Raw genomic sequence first — 13,181 nt, forward strand, 5'->3', positions numbered from 1 at the left:
ACCGTGTCGAGCGGCCCGCACATCGAGACCCGCGACGCGTGGGTGGAGTTCCCCATCTTCGATGCCAAGTCGCGCTCGTTGAAGAAGGCATTCCTGGGCAAGGCGGGCGGTGCCATCGGGCGCAACGCCTCCAACGTGGTGGTCATCGAGGCGTTGCGGGACATCACCATGTCGCTCGAACTCGGCGACCGCGTCGGCCTGGTCGGGCACAACGGCGCCGGGAAATCGACTCTGCTGCGCCTACTTTCGGGCATCTACGAACCGACGCGGGGCTGGGCGAAGGTGACCGGCCGGGTCGCGCCGGTGTTCGATCTGGGCATCGGCATGGACCCGGAGATCTCCGGTTACGAGAACATCATCATCCGTGGCCTGTTCCTCGGGCAGACCCGCAAGCAGATGCTGGCCAAGGTCGACGAGATCGCCGAGTTCACCGAACTCGGCGACTACCTGTCCATGCCGCTGCGTACCTACTCCACCGGTATGCGAGTCCGATTGGCGATGGGTGTGGTGACCAGCATCGACCCGGAGATTCTGCTGCTCGACGAGGGCATCGGGGCGGTGGACGCCGAGTTCCTCAAGAAGGCGCAGTCACGTCTGCAGAGCCTGGTGGAGCGGTCCGGAATCCTGGTATTCGCAAGCCATTCCAACGAATTCCTGGCCCGGCTGTGCAAGACCGCAATGTGGATAGACCACGGCGTCATCAAACAACGCGGCGCAATCGAAGACGTGGTGCGCGCCTACGAGGGCGAGGACGCGGCCCGGCACGTGCGTGAAGTCCTCGCCGAGAACGCGCGTGACTGAATCCGTGTTCGCCGTCGTGGTCACCCACCGGCGCCCCGAGGAACTCGCACGCTCGCTCGACATGCTGTGCCGCCAGACCCGGGTACCGGACAAACTGATCGTCGTCGACAACGACGATTCCGGGGACAACCGGGTGCGCGATCTCGTTGCGGGACAACGAGTCCCAGCTATCTATCTGCCGTCCCGCCGAAACCTCGGCGGCGCCGGCGGGTTCGCGCTGGGCATGTTGCTGGCGTTGGCACACGGTGCGGACTGGATCTGGCTGGCCGACGACGACGGATACGCGCACGGCACCGAAGTGCTGGCCACCCTGCTGGCGTGCGCGGACAAGTACGGCCTGGCCGAGGTATCACCGATGGTGTGCAACATCGACGACCCGGAGTTGTTGGCCTTTCCGCTACGGCGTGGCCTCGAATGGCGCAGGCGCACCAGCGAATTACGCACCGATCCTGCTCAGGACCTGCTGCCCGGCATCGCGTCGCTGTTCAACGGCGCACTGTTCCGGGCGGCCACCTTGGAGGCGATCGGCGTGCCGGATCTGCGTCTGTTCATCCGCGGCGACGAGGTCGAGATGCACCGCCGCCTGGTCCGTTCCGGTCTGCCGTTCGGCACCTGCCTGGACGCGGTGTACCTGCACCCGTGCGGCTCAGCCGAATTCAAACCGATCCTCGGCGGCCGCATGCACACCCAGTATCCTGACGATCCGAGCAAGAGGTTCTTCACCTACCGCAACCGCGGCTACGTGTTGTCCCAGCCGGGGCTGCGCAAACTGCTTCTGCAGGAATGGGTTCGGTTTGCCTGGTTTTTCCTGGTGACCCGCCGCGACCCTGCCGGCCTGCTGGAGTGGATTCGGTTGCGTCGGCTGGGACGACGAGAGCGATTCGAACGGCCAGGAGGTTCGACATGACGTTCGTTGACGCGGCCGCTCAGTCCAAGACGTTCGCCCGCGCCCGCGGCGATCTGGTCACCGGCTTCCATCGCCGCGAGCTGTGGCTGCACCTGGGCTGGCAGGACATCAAGCAGCGGTACCGCCGTTCGGTGCTGGGCCCGTTCTGGATCACCATCGCCACCGGTACCACCGCGGTGGCGATGGGCGGGCTGTACTCCAAGCTGTTCCACCTCGACCTGTCGGTGCATCTGCCGTATGTCACCCTCGGCCTGATCATCTGGAACCTGATCAACGCCGCGATCCTGGAGGGCGCCGACGTCTTCGTCGCGAACGAGGGGTTGATCAAGCAACTGCCGACGCCGCTGAGCGTGCACGTGTACCGGCTGGTGTGGCGGCAACTGATCCTGTTCGCGCACAACATCGTCATCTATCTCGTCGTCGCCGTCATCTTTCCCAAGCCATGGTCCTGGGCGGACCTGTCGGTCATCCCGGCGCTGGCGCTGATCATGCTCAACTGCGTGTGGGTGTCGTTGTGCTTCGGCATCCTGGCGACGCGCTACCGCGACATCGGCCCGTTGCTGAATTCCGTTGTGCAGCTGCTGTTCTTCATGACTCCGATCATCTGGAACGACGAGAGTCTGCGCCAGCAGGGCGCCGGCCGGTGGTCGAAGATCGTCGAACTCAACCCCCTTCTGCACTACCTCGACATCGTGCGCGCGCCGCTGCTCGGCGCCCCCCAGGAGTTGCGGCACTGGGCGGTGGTCGTGGTGCTGACGGTGGTCGGGTGGGCGCTGGCCGCGGTCGCCATGCGCCAATACCGGGCGCGCGTGCCGTATTGGGTTTAGGACGGTGATGAGTGATCCCGGCACCGGGAAAGCCGGGGGAGTCAGAAAAACCGATGCCGGCCTGCTCACCGGCGTCTCGGAGACGGCGCTGTTGACCCTGCGCGGCAGGGCCTATCAGGCGGGCCGCCCGGACGCGATCATCGACGACCCGATGGCCATCGAACTCGTCGACTCCATCGACTTCGACTTCGAGAAGTTCGGTCGCCGCAAGGGTCAGGAGATGGCGTTGCGCTCGCTGGCGGTCGACAGGTGCGCGCTCGCCTACCTCACCAAGCACCCCCGCGCCACCGTGGTCGCACTCGCAGAGGGCTTCCAGACCAGCTTCTGGCGGCTGAGCAGCGCCCTGCCGGATGCGCGGTTTCGCTGGGTGTCGATCGATCTGGCGCCGGTGATCGAGCTGCGGCAGCGACTCCTGCCCCGATCGCCCCGGATCACCGAACTGGCCCAGTCCGCTCTGGACTACAGCTGGATGGAGAAGATCGACACGAGCGACGGTGTGTTCATCACCGCCGAGGGACTGCTGATGTACCTGCAACCGCACCAAGCGCTCGGACTCATCGCTGCCTGCGCCGGTCATTTCGCCGGCGGCCAGATGTTCTTCGACCTGCCGCCAACCATCCTGAAGAAGCTGGCCCCCAAGGGAATCCGTTCGTCCAAGCATTACCGGGTACCACCGATGCCGTTCAGCCTCTCGGCGCGTCGACTGGCAGACCTGGCCGGCACCGTGCCCGGGATCCGCGCGGTGCACGATGTGCCGATCCCGAAGGGCCGGGGTGTGTTCTTCGGCACCCTCTACCCCGCGATCTGGCAGTTCCCGCCGCTCAAGCCGTTCCGAGGGGCCTACACCCTGGTCGAATTCGGCTGACGCGGAGCCCGTGCACCCGGCTCCCGGGAGCCGCGTTGAGGATCGTTCCAAGAATCCTTTGAGAATCCGCCAAGGATGCGGCCAGAGGCTATGCCGCATGCTGCGTCATGACAACGGATCCGCGCTCACCGTCGGAGCACTGCTGCAATTCCCGGTCGGCCGCGACACCGAACCGCCGGCCGAGCTCGAGTTGGTGCGGCCGATCCCGTTCCAAGCCCTCTGCGAGGAGCACCTGCTGCCGTTCTACGGCGCGGTGCACATCGGCTACATGCACAGCGGAAAACCGTTGCGGCAGGCCAAGTTCACCCGAATCGTCGAAGCATGCTCGGGCGGCATCCAGATCCAGCAACGCATGACGACCCGGATGGGTCTGTGGCTGCACCACGAGCTCGCCCCGCACGGGGTGGGCGTGCTCGTCGAAGGCGCCTACGCCTGCGCGGCGACACACACCGACTCCACCACTCTGGCGTTCTACGGCTCGCTGCGCCACAGCGCCGAGGAGCAACGTGACTTCATCACCCGCACCACACAAGAACTCGTCAAACTAGGCGCCGAATGACCATGACCGATCTCGTTTTCGCCAACAGAGTCCATACCGCCACGATGCATCGTGACGATGCCCCGATCGGCCGAACGGCGCAGTCGCATCTGCGCAGACGGTTCGGGGAACTGCGTTGCTGCCGCCGATCGTGGTCCGACGACGGCAAGGGACTGCACCTGCACGGTCACCAGCTGACGTTCGAAGTCGAATTCGCCTGTGCCGAAACCGATGCCGGCACCGGTGAGGTGCTCGGGAGCCGGCTACTGCAGGACATCCACGCAGCAGTGCGCCGGCAGTTCGAGGGCACCACCCTGATCGCCGCCAACGATCCGCAACGCGAATTGTTCGAACTGCTGGCCGAGCGTGGGGTGGTCGACATCCGGATCGTGGACAGCGCGGCAATGGAGGCCTCGGCGGCGTGGGTCTTCGACGCGGCGGAACGGATCGTCACACAGGCAACGGGCGGCCGTGTCTGGGTGTCCCGCATCGCCGCCCACGAGAGCGGCAGCAAGGTGATCACCATGACGGCGCTACCGGCCAAGGACTGAGGGCTTAGAAGGTTTTACGCCCGGGTAAACGCGTACGGAATACCAGTGACGACCAGGTTGGTTGTGGTGTATCACTGAAAAGCCACAAATCCGGACGAAAGGTCGCCGCAGGTGAGCGAGGAAGCCCAGTCAACGGACCTGGCGGCAGCGGCACGCGAGAACCTCGCCGCCGAACTCGACCGGCTCAGGCAGCGCCGCGACCGGCTGGAAGTCGAGGTCAAGAACGACCGCGGCATGGTCGGCGACCATGGCGACGCGGCCGAAGCCATCCAGCGCGCCGACGAACTCGCCATCCTCGGTGACCGGATCCACGAACTCGACCGCCGACTCAAGGCGGGACCATCCACGACGGACCCGTCGGACACGCTGCCCGGTGGCACCGAGGTGACGCTACGGTTCGCCGACGGCGAAGTGGTCACGATGCACGTGATCTCGATCGTGGAGGAAACCCCGGTCGGGCACGAGGCCGAGACGCTGACCGCGCGCAGCCCGCTGGGCCAGGCGCTGGCAGGCCACCAGGCCGGCGACACGATCACCTACTCCACCCCGCAGGGCCCGACCCAGGTCGAACTGATTTCGGTGAAGCTGCCCTCCTAGACTTCGACCCGATGATCCCGCCAGAGCCCGATGCCGTGCCGGTCGCCCAGGACCAGCACACGCACCTGCATCTGACCACCCAGGCGCTGCGCTTCATCATCACCGGTGTCTTCGCGGCCATCGTCGACTTCAGCGTCTACGTGGCGCTCTACAAAGGCCTGGGCCTGCAGGTCGACTTGTCGAAATTCATCAGCGTCGTGATCGGCACGATCACCGCTTACCTGATCAACCGGCGTTGGACGTTTCAGGCGGCGCCCAGCCGTGCGCGGTTTGCCGCCGTCATGGCGTTGTACGGGGTCACCTTCGCAGTCCAGATCGGTCTGAACCATCTGTGTCTGGCGCTGCTGCACTACCGCAGCTGGGCGATCCCGGTGGCGTTCGTGATCGCACAGGGGGTCGCGACGGTCATCAACTTCGTCGTGCAACGAACCGTGATCTTCCGCGTCCGCTGAGCCTCGTTGGGCTCGCGGTACCCTCTTTGACGATGTCGAGCAGCGATCTGTCCACCACGACCACCCGGCTCACCGGTTGGGGACGAACGGCACCCTCGGTAGCCGAGGTCCTGCGCACCCCCGACCCCGAGGTCATCGTCCGCGCGGTCGCGCAGGCCGGGCCCCGGGGCGTCCTGGCCAGAGGGCTGGGCCGGTCCTACGGCGACAACGCGCAGAACGGCGGCGGGCTGGTCATCGACATGACCGCGCTGAACAGGATCCATTCGCTGAGCGCCGACACCAGACTGGCCGATGTCGACGCCGGGGTGAACCTGGACCAGCTGATGAAGGCGGCGCTGCCGCTGGGGTTGTGGGTTCCGGTGCTGCCCGGCACCCGGCAGGTCACCATCGGCGGGGCGATCGGCTGCGACATCCACGGCAAGAACCACCACAGCGCCGGCAGCTTCGGCGACCACGTGCGGTCCATGGAATTGCTGACCGCCGACGGGCAGATCCGACACCTGACGCCCGACGGCGAGGAAGCCGAGCTGTTCTGGGCCACCGTCGGCGGCAACGGCCTGACCGGGATCATCCTGCGCGCCACCATCGAGATGACACCCACCGAGACCGCGTACTTCATCGCCGACGGCGACGTCACCGCGAGCCTCGAGGAAACCATCGCCTTCCACAGTGACGGCAGCGAGGCCAACTACACCTACTCCAGCGCGTGGTTCGACGCGATCAGCGCACCGCCCAAGCTGGGCCGTGCCGCGATCTCCCGCGGCTCGCTGGCCACCCTGGACCAGCTGCCGGCCAAATTGCAGCGCGACCCACTGAAATTCGATGCGCCGCAACTGCTTACGCTGCCCGACATCTTCCCCAACGGGCTGGCCGCCAAGTACACCTTCATGCCGATCGGCGAGCTGTGGTACCGCAAATCCGGAACCTACCGCGGCAAGGTGCAGAACCTGACGCAGTTCTACCACCCGCTGGACATGTTCGGGGAATGGAACCGGGCCTACGGTCCGGCCGGCTTCGGCCAGTACCAATTCGTCGTGCCCACCACCGCCGTCGACGAGTTCAAACGGATCATCGGCGACATCCAGAAGTCCGGGCACTACTCGTTTCTGAACGTGTTCAAGCTGTTCGGCCCGGGGAACCGGGCACCGCTGAGTTTTCCGATCTCCGGCTGGAACGTGTGCGTGGACTTCCCGATCAAGCCGGGACTCAACGAATTCCTCAACGAACTCGACCGCCGGGTACTGGAATTCGGCGGCCGGGTCTACACCGCCAAGGACTCCCGGGTGAGTGCCGAGACCTTCCACGCCATGTACCCGCGCATCGACGAGTGGATCGCGGTGCGCCGCAAGGTTGACCCGTCGGGGGTGTTCGCCTCCGACATGGCCCGACGTTTGGAGCTGCTCTAGATGGTGCTTGACGCCGTAGGCAATCCGCAGACCATCCTGCTGCTCGGAGGCACGTCCGAGATCGGGCTGGCCATCTGCGAACGGTATCTGCGCAACGCGGCCGCGCGAATCGTGTTGGCCTGCATGCCGGAAGACCCCGGCCGCGACGACGCGGTCGCACAGTTGAAGGCCGCGGGCGCGAAGTCGGTGGAGGTCGTCGATTTCGACGCGGTGGAGACCGACACCCACCCGAAGGTGATCGAGCAGTGCTTCGCCGGCGGCGACATCGATGTCGCCATCGTCGCGTTCGGCCTGCTCGGTGACGCCGAGGAGTTGTGGCAGAACCAGCGCAAGGCCGTGCAGATCGCCGAAATCAACTACACCGCAGCAATTTCGGTGGGCGTGCTGCTCGGCGAGAAGATGCGCGCCCAGGGTTTCGGTCAGATCATCGCGATGAGCACCGTCGCCGGAGAACGGGTGCGCCGGTCCAACTTCGTCTACGGGTCCACCAAGGCCGGCCTGGACGGTTTCTACCTCGGGCTCGGTGAGGCGTTGCGCGAGTACGGCGTTCGGGTGCTGGTGATCCGGCCCGGCCAGGTACGCACCCGGATGAGTGCCCACATCAAGGAAGCCCCGTTGACCGTCGACAAGGAGTACGTCGCCAACCTCGCGGTGACCGCGGCCGCAAAAGGTAAGGATTTGGTTTGGGCGCCAGCAGCATTCCGCTACGTGATGATGGTGTTGCGGCACGTCCCGCGGAAGATCTTCCGCAAGCTGCCCATCTGAGAATGCCGAGCAGACGCAAAAGCCCCCAAATCGGGCACGAATCGGGGGCTTTTGCGTTCCCCCGCAAGCGGGAGGTGCCCCCAGCTCGCGGGGGGAAGGTGCCCCCGGCTCGCGCGGGGAACGTGCCCCCGGCTGGCGCGGGGAAGGTGCTGGCCACCGCCGGCCAGATGGTCCTGGCGGCCCTGGTTGCCGTCGTGGTGTCCGTCGTTTCGCTGCTGGCCATCTCCCGAGTGCAGTGGCCGGCTTTCCCGTCGTCCAACCAGCTGCACGCGTTGACCACCGTCGGTCAGGTCGGCTGTCTGGCCGGGTTGCTGGTCGCCGGAACGGTCTGGCGGCGTGGGCGTTTCCGCCGCCTGGCCCAGTTGGGCGCGCTGGTGTTCGTCTCTGCGTTCACCGTCGTGACGCTCGGCATGCCGCTGGGAGCCACCAAGCTCTACCTGTTCGGCATCTCCGTCGACCAACAATTCCGCACCGAGTATCTGACCCGGCTGGCCGACGACCCCGGGCTGCGCGACATGACCTACCTGGGGCTGCCGCCGTTCTACCCGCCGGGCTGGTTCTGGATCGGCGGACGGGTGGCGGCGCTGACGGGGACCCCGGCCTGGGAGATGTTCAAGCCGTGGGCGATCACCTCGATCGCCGTCGCGGTCGCGGTGGCGCTGGTGCTGTGGTGGCGGATGATCCGGTTCGAGTACGCGCTGCTGGTCACCGTCGCGACGACGGCGGTCACCCTGGCCTACAGTTCGCCCGAGCCCTACGCCGCGATGATCACCGTGCTGCTGCCACCGGTGCTGGTGCTGACCTGGTCGGGCCTGCGCGCCGGCGCTCGCCTCCCCGCCGAGCGTCACGCCAGCGTGGCATCCGACACCGACGGTCACGCTGGCGTGACGCTCGGCGAAAATTCGCGCGGCGGGTGGGCCGCGATCGTCGGCGCTGGCCTGTTCCTGGGCTACACCGCCACCTGGTACACGCTGCTGTTCGGCTACACCGCGTTCACGGTGACCCTGATGGCGCTGCTGCTGGCCGCGTCGCGCTGGCGAACCGACCGGGCGGCGGCCCTGCAACCGCTGTACCGGTTGCTCGTTATGGGCGTCATCGCCGCCGCCATCGGATCCATCACCTGGTTGCCGTTCCTGCTGCGCGCGCTGCGCGACCCGGTCAGCAACACCGGCAGCGCCCAGCATTACCTGCCGGCCGACGGCGCCCAGCTGACCTTCCCGATGCTGCAGTTCTCGCTGCTGGGCGCGATCTGCATGCTGGGCACACTGTGGCTGGTGATCCGGGCGCGCACGTCGGTGCGGGCCGGCGGCCTGGCGCTCGGGGTGCTGGCGGTGTACCTGTGGTCGCTGCTGTCGATGCTGACCACGCTGGCGCGCACGACCCTGCTGTCGTTCCGGCTGCAGCCGGCGTTGACCGTGCTGCTGGTGGCGGCCGGGGTTTTCGGGTTCGTCGAGGCCGTCACCGCGTTGGCCGGCCGCAGCCGCGTGGTGCTGCCTGCGGCCGCGGCGATCGGGCTGACCGGCGCCATCGCGTTCAGCCAGGACATCCCCGACGTGTTGCGGTCCGACCTGACCATCGCCTACACCGACACCGACGGCGACGGCCAGCGCGGGGACCGTCGGCCGCCCGGCGCGGAGAAGTATTACCCGGCCGTCGACGCCGCCATACAGAAGGTCACCGGCAAACCGCGCGATGAGACGGTGGTGCTCACCGCCGACTACAGCTTCCTGTCCTTCTACCCCTACTGGGGTTTCCAAGGACTGACGTCGCACTACGCCAACCCGCTGGCACAGTTCGACAAGCGGGCCGCGGAAATCCAGTCCTGGTCCAAGCTCAAGACGGCTGACGAACTCGTCCAGGCGCTGGACAAACTGCCCTGGCCGCCGCCGACCGTCTTCGTGATGCGCCGCGGCGCCGGCAACACCTACACCCTGCGCCTGGCCGAGGACGTCTACCCCAACCAGCCCAACGTGCGCCGGTACACCGTGGACCTCAAGGCCGCGCTGTTCGCCGATCCGCGTTTCGCCGTCGAGACCATCGGTCCGTTCGTGGTGGCCATCCGAAAGCCGGGCGACTGATGGCCACCGAAACCTCACCGCAGAACGCCGAGCAATTAGCATCTACCTCCGTGGGCGATGCGGGCGCAAACTACCGGATCGCTCGGCTCGTCGCCGTCGTCGCGGGCCTGCTGGGCACCGTTCTTGCGCTGGCGACCCCGCTGCTACCGGTCGAACAGACCACCGCCCAGCTCAACTGGCCGCAGAACGGCACCTTCGGCAGCGTCGACGCGCCGTTGTTCAGTTACGTGGCCACCGACCTCGACATCAGCGTTCCCTGCCAGGCCGCCGCGGGGCTGGCGGGTCCGCAGAACGCCGGCAAGACCGTGCTGCTCTCGACAGTGCCCAAACAAGCCCCCAAAGCGGTCGACCGGGGGCTGCTGTTGCAGCGGGTCAACGAGGACCTGGTGCTGATCGTGCGCAACGTGCCGGTGGTGGCGGCGCCGATGAGCGAGGTGCTCGGGCCGTCCTGCCAGCGCCTGACATTCACCGCGCACCCCGACCGGGTGATCGGCGAATTCGTCGGCCTGCGCCAAGGCCCGACAACCGAGCACCCCGGCCAACCGCTGCGCGGGGAGAAGAGCGGCTACGACTTCCGCCCGCAGATCGTGGGTGTGTTCACCGACCTGTCCGGGCCGGCGCCGCCGGGATTGAGTTTCTCCGCGACCGTCGACACCCGCTACAGCAGCAGCCCGACCGTGCTGAAGATGGCCGCGATGATCCTCGGCGTGCTGATGACCGCGGCATCCCTGATCGCGCTGCACGTCCTGGACACCGCCGACGGCACCCGGCACCGGCGGTTCCTGCCGTCCCGCTGGTGGTCGATCGGGGGCCTGGACGCGCTGGTGATCGCGGTGCTGGTGTGGTGGCACTTCGTCGGCGCCAACACCTCCGACGACGGCTACATCCTGACCATGGCCCGGGTGTCCGAGCACGCGGGATACATGGCGAACTACTACCGCTGGTTCGGCACACCCGAGGCGCCGTTCGGCTGGTACTACGACCTGCTGGCGGTATGGGCGCACGTCTCCACGGCCAGCATCTGGATGCGGCTGCCGGTCCTGGCGATGGCGCTGACCTGCTGGTGGGTGATCAGCCGGGAGGTCATCCCGCGGCTGGGATACGCCGTCAAGAAGAGCCGGGCCGCGGCGTGGACGGCGGCCGGCATGTTCCTGGCCGTGTGGCTGCCGCTGGACAACGGGCTGCGACCGGAGCCGATCATCGCGCTGGGCATCCTGCTGACCTGGTGTTCGGTGGAGCGGGCGGTGGCCACCAGCCGGTTGTTGCCGGTAGCGATGGCCTGCGTCATCGGCGCGCTGACACTGTTCTCCGGACCCACCGGTATTGCGTCCATCGGTGCGCTGCTGGTCGCGATCGGCCCGTTGCGCACCATCCTGCACCGCCGATCCAAGCAGTTCGGCCTGCTGCCGTTGGTGACGCCGATCCTGGCCGCGACCACGGTCACGGCGATCCTGATCTTCCGCGATCAGACGTTGGCCGGCGAAGCGCAGGCCACCCTGCTCAAGCAGGCGGTGGGCCCCAGCCTGAAATGGTTCGACGAGCACATCCGCTACGAGCGGCTGTTCATGCCCAGCCCCGACGGTTCGGTGGCACGCCGCTTCGCGGTGCTGGCGTTGCTGCTCGCGCTGGCCATCGCGGTGGCGGTGTCGTTGCGCAAAGGACGGATTCCGGGCACCGCTGCCGGGCCGAGCCGGCGCATCATCGGCATCACCATCATCTCGTTCCTGGCGATGATGTTCACCCCGACCAAATGGACGCACCACTTCGGGGTGTTCGCCGGGCTGGCCGGTTCGCTGGGGGCGCTGGCCGCGGTGGCGGTGACCGGCTCGGCCATGCGATCCCGCCGCAACCGCACTGTGTTCGCGGCGGTGGTGATCTTTGTGATGGCGCTGTCTTTCGCCAGTGTCAACGGCTGGTGGTACGTATCGAATTTCGGTGTGCCGTGGTCGAATTCGTTCCCGAAGTGGCGCTGGTCGCTGACCACCGCGCTGCTCGAGCTCACGGTGATCGTGCTGCTGATAGCCGCCTGGTTCCATTTCAGCTCCACCGACGACGACGCGCCGCCGAAGACCCGCTACGGTGCGAGACTGTCGCGAATCCTGCAGTCCCCGTTGGCAATTGCGGCGTGGCTGTTGGTGCTGCTGGAGGTGACCTCGCTGACCTCGGCGATGATCTCGCAGTACCCGGCCTGGACGGTGGGCCGGTCGAACCTGCAAGCACTGACCGGCAAAACCTGCGGACTGGCCGAGGACGTCCTGGTGGAGCTGGATCCCGGCGCCGGGATGCTCGAGCCGGTTTCGGCACCGGTGGCCGACGCCCTGGGCGCCGGTCTTTCAGAAGCCTTCTCGCCCAATGGGATTCCCGCCGATGTCACCGCGGACCCGGTGATGGAACGCCCGGGCGACCGCAATTTCGCCAGCGACGACGCAGTGGTCACCGGCAGCGACCCGGGCACCGAGGGCGGCACCACCGCCGCACCCGGCATCAACGGCTCCCGCGCGCGCTTGCCGTTCAACCTGGATCCGGCCCGCGTGCCGGTGCTGGGCAGTTGGCGCTCCGGCATCCAGGTGCCCGCCATGCTGCGGTCGGGCTGGTATCGGCTGCCGCCGAAGGATCAACGCGGCAAGACACCGCTGCTGGTGGTGACGGCGGCCGGCCGGTTCGACTCGCGTGAGATCCAGGTGCAGTGGGCCACCGACGACCAGGCTGCCGCCGGAAAGCACGGCGGATCAATGGAATTCGCCGACGTCGGTGCGGTACCCGCCTGGCGCAATCTGCGCGCGCCGCTGTCGGCGATCCCCGATTCCGCCACCCAGATCCGCCTGGTGGCCGACGACGACGACCTGGCGCCGCAGCACTGGATCGGACTGACGCCGCCGCGGATTCCGAAACTGCGCACGCTGCAGGACGTGGTGGGATCCAACGATCCGGTGTTCCTGGACTGGCTGGTGGGGCTGGCGTTCCCCTGCCAGCGACCGTTCGGCCACCAGAACGGCGTCGTCGAGGCACCCAAGTGGCGCATCCTGCCGGACCGGTTCGGCGCCGAAGCCAACTCGCCGGTGATGGACAACCTGGGCGGCGGCCCGCTGGGCATCACCGAACTGTTGGCGCATGCGACCACGGTGGCCAGCTACCTCAAGGACGACTGGTTCCGGGACTGGGGCGCGTTGCAGCGTTTGACCCCCTTCTATCCCGACGCCGTGCCGGCCCGCCTGGAACTGGGCACGGTGACCCGCAGCGGGTTGTGGGATCCGGCGCCGCTGCGCAAGAGCTGACCGGTGTTTGGCGTACCGGATCCCTTGACGCCGCAGGCCGGACCGTAGCTGGGAATATGCGGCGGCGCTGTCGACACCTTGGCATATGGTGAGACGACTGCCATCGTTGGAACCTGGCT

At 67.1% G+C, this 13,181-nt stretch carries 12 protein-coding genes; all 12 read left to right on the plus strand.

The window, feature by feature from the left end; translation table 11 throughout:
- Window positions 1–3 precede the first annotated feature (3 nt).
- The 12 genes from wzt to AC5Y4D_RS00800 all read left to right on the plus strand — a co-directional run bounded on the left by wzt (window position 4) and on the right by AC5Y4D_RS00800 (window position 13,062).
- Complete coding sequence (wzt, locus tag AC5Y4D_RS00745; protein WP_499943128.1) at window positions 4–801, plus strand: galactan export ABC transporter ATP-binding subunit Wzt/RfbE; 798 nt, start codon at window positions 4–6, stop codon at window positions 799–801.
- Window positions 794–1,708 (plus strand): galactofuranosyltransferase GlfT1, encoded by a 915-nt coding sequence (gene glfT1, locus AC5Y4D_RS00750; RefSeq protein ID WP_499943127.1) that lies wholly within the window; start codon window positions 794–796, stop codon window positions 1,706–1,708. Before wzt ends, glfT1 begins: the two co-directional genes overlap by 8 nt.
- On the plus strand, window positions 1,705–2,535 hold the full coding sequence (gene wzm, locus AC5Y4D_RS00755) for a galactan export ABC transporter permease subunit Wzm/RfbD (protein WP_499943126.1): 831 nt from the start codon (window positions 1,705–1,707) through the stop codon (window positions 2,533–2,535). The genes glfT1 and wzm overlap by 4 nt, the downstream gene beginning before the upstream one ends.
- Window positions 2,536–2,542: 7 nt before the next feature.
- On the plus strand, window positions 2,543–3,400 hold the full coding sequence (locus AC5Y4D_RS00760; RefSeq protein ID WP_499943125.1) for a class I SAM-dependent methyltransferase: 858 nt from the start codon (window positions 2,543–2,545) through the stop codon (window positions 3,398–3,400).
- Window positions 3,401–3,497: 97 nt separating this feature from the next.
- Complete coding sequence (locus AC5Y4D_RS00765) at window positions 3,498–3,959, plus strand: GTP cyclohydrolase I (RefSeq protein WP_499943124.1); 462 nt, start codon at window positions 3,498–3,500, stop codon at window positions 3,957–3,959.
- A 2-nt stretch (window positions 3,960–3,961) separates the two neighbouring features.
- Window positions 3,962–4,489, plus strand: a complete 528-nt coding sequence (locus tag AC5Y4D_RS00770) for a 6-carboxytetrahydropterin synthase (RefSeq protein WP_499943123.1) — start codon at window positions 3,962–3,964, stop codon at window positions 4,487–4,489.
- A 111-nt stretch (window positions 4,490–4,600) separates the two neighbouring features.
- Window positions 4,601–5,086, plus strand: coding sequence for a GreA/GreB family elongation factor (locus tag AC5Y4D_RS00775; RefSeq protein ID WP_499943122.1), 486 nt, complete (start codon window positions 4,601–4,603; stop codon window positions 5,084–5,086).
- Window positions 5,087–5,172: 86 nt separating this feature from the next.
- On the plus strand, window positions 5,173–5,538 hold the full coding sequence (locus AC5Y4D_RS00780; RefSeq protein WP_499943174.1) for a GtrA family protein: 366 nt from the start codon (window positions 5,173–5,175) through the stop codon (window positions 5,536–5,538).
- A gap of 32 nt (window positions 5,539–5,570) precedes the next feature.
- Window positions 5,571–6,944, plus strand: coding sequence for a decaprenylphosphoryl-beta-D-ribose oxidase (gene dprE1, locus AC5Y4D_RS00785; protein WP_499943121.1), 1,374 nt, complete (start codon window positions 5,571–5,573; stop codon window positions 6,942–6,944).
- On the plus strand, window positions 6,945–7,709 hold the full coding sequence (gene dprE2 / locus AC5Y4D_RS00790) for a decaprenylphospho-beta-D-erythro-pentofuranosid-2-ulose 2-reductase (protein WP_499943120.1): 765 nt from the start codon (window positions 6,945–6,947) through the stop codon (window positions 7,707–7,709).
- 2 nt (window positions 7,710–7,711) lie between these two features.
- Window positions 7,712–9,787, plus strand: a complete 2,076-nt coding sequence (locus AC5Y4D_RS00795) for a galactan 5-O-arabinofuranosyltransferase (RefSeq protein ID WP_499943119.1) — start codon at window positions 7,712–7,714, stop codon at window positions 9,785–9,787.
- Window positions 9,787–13,062 carry an arabinosyltransferase domain-containing protein gene (locus tag AC5Y4D_RS00800; protein WP_499943118.1) on the plus strand — a complete coding sequence of 1,092 codons (3,276 nt, stop codon included), beginning with the start codon at window positions 9,787–9,789 and terminating at the stop codon, window positions 13,060–13,062. Before AC5Y4D_RS00795 ends, AC5Y4D_RS00800 begins: the two co-directional genes overlap by 1 nt.
- Window positions 13,063–13,181: the final 119 nt, after the last annotated feature.

Source organism: Mycobacterium sp. NGS67 (assembly GCF_059812185.1).

What these genes read in the sequence shown, in the direction of transcription:
- dprE2 (WP_499943120.1), top strand. Translation starts at nt 6,945, where the DNA reads ATGGTGCTTGACGCCGTAGGCAATCCGCAGACCATCCTGCTGCTCGGA.
- AC5Y4D_RS00765 (WP_499943124.1), top strand. Translation starts at nt 3,498, where the DNA reads ATGCTGCGTCATGACAACGGATCCGCGCTCACCGTCGGAGCACTGCTG.
- AC5Y4D_RS00800 (WP_499943118.1), top strand. Translation starts at nt 9,787, where the DNA reads ATGGCCACCGAAACCTCACCGCAGAACGCCGAGCAATTAGCATCTACC.
- wzm (WP_499943126.1), top strand. Translation starts at nt 1,705, where the DNA reads ATGACGTTCGTTGACGCGGCCGCTCAGTCCAAGACGTTCGCCCGCGCC.
- AC5Y4D_RS00770 (WP_499943123.1), top strand. Translation starts at nt 3,962, where the DNA reads ATGACCGATCTCGTTTTCGCCAACAGAGTCCATACCGCCACGATGCAT.
- dprE1 (WP_499943121.1), top strand. Translation starts at nt 5,571, where the DNA reads ATGTCGAGCAGCGATCTGTCCACCACGACCACCCGGCTCACCGGTTGG.
- AC5Y4D_RS00760 (WP_499943125.1), top strand. Translation starts at nt 2,543, where the DNA reads ATGAGTGATCCCGGCACCGGGAAAGCCGGGGGAGTCAGAAAAACCGAT.
- AC5Y4D_RS00795 (WP_499943119.1), top strand. Translation starts at nt 7,712, where the DNA reads ATGCCGAGCAGACGCAAAAGCCCCCAAATCGGGCACGAATCGGGGGCT.